This window comes from Microtetraspora niveoalba (assembly GCF_001570405.1).
Lineage (GTDB): Bacteria > Actinomycetota > Actinomycetes > Streptosporangiales > Streptosporangiaceae > Microtetraspora > Microtetraspora niveoalba.
This window is the reverse complement of sequence record NZ_BBYM01000092.1, coordinates 1-835: the sequence shown is the minus strand read 5'-3', so window position 1 is coordinate 835 and position 835 is coordinate 1. Positions and strand designations below refer to the sequence as shown.

The following is an 835-nucleotide window of genomic DNA, read 5'->3' as shown; positions in this document are numbered from 1 at the left end:
TCCGCATGCGCCGGGCCGCAGCGTCACTGCGGCTACGGGTGAAACTCGGCGCGACGGAGCCTCTCTCCAATACGACCGGCCGGAACAGTGGGCGGATTCAAGGGGGCGTTGCGGTTTGCTGCCGGTGGCTGGGAGCAGATGGCCGGGTTGCAGCCCCCGTGGTGATGGCTTCAGTAAACGCCGACGCCCGATTTTTCCTGAAATATGATATCGATATTCTCCTCGAAATTCTTTACGAATTCGACTTGATTGGCGCCGACACCTCTGACATTATTCATACAGGTGTTCTAGTTGAGAACGGGGGTGGACATGACTCGGCTCTTCGAGTCCGCCGGCTTCTTTTCGGAGAAGTCGCGCGACGATGACGAGTCCCGCCCCTGCGACGCCGACTGGTGGACCCGTGTCGCTGCCCTCGGCGCCCCGCAAGCAGCGGAGACCTCCCAGACGCGCGCCGCATTCACCTTCGACGACTTTCTCCCTCAGGGAGACAAAAGCGGTCACCTGGAGTCAGATGACGCGATTTTTTCAATTGCGACACTCGCCCGCTCCCGGCGAGACGGAAACGGCTATCCGGGGCCGCATGCGGCGATTCCCTCAAATGCGACTCAGCCGCGTCGCGCTTCGGCCGCTTCCGCTCACGGCGTTGCGGCTTCACACTCGACTTCTTCGAACTCGGCCCCGGGTACGGAGGCAGGCTCGGCAGCGGCTGGCTGTGACAGTTTCCTAGCCGGTGACACTTCCGCCGGTGGTGGCTCTCCCGCCGACCGGGGGGCGTCCGCCGCTGGTGGTGGTGGTGGTGCTTCCTCCGGTGCGGATGCGGATGCGGATGCGGATG

General features: G+C 63.5%; 1 protein-coding gene. It reads left to right on the top strand.

Annotated features, from left to right (window positions below):
* Positions 1 to 365, top strand: a 365-nt coding sequence (locus tag AWQ70_RS40880; protein WP_218004796.1) for a hypothetical protein, incomplete at its 5' end; no start/stop codon positions are given.
* Between the last annotated feature and the right edge of the window lie 470 nt (positions 366 to 835).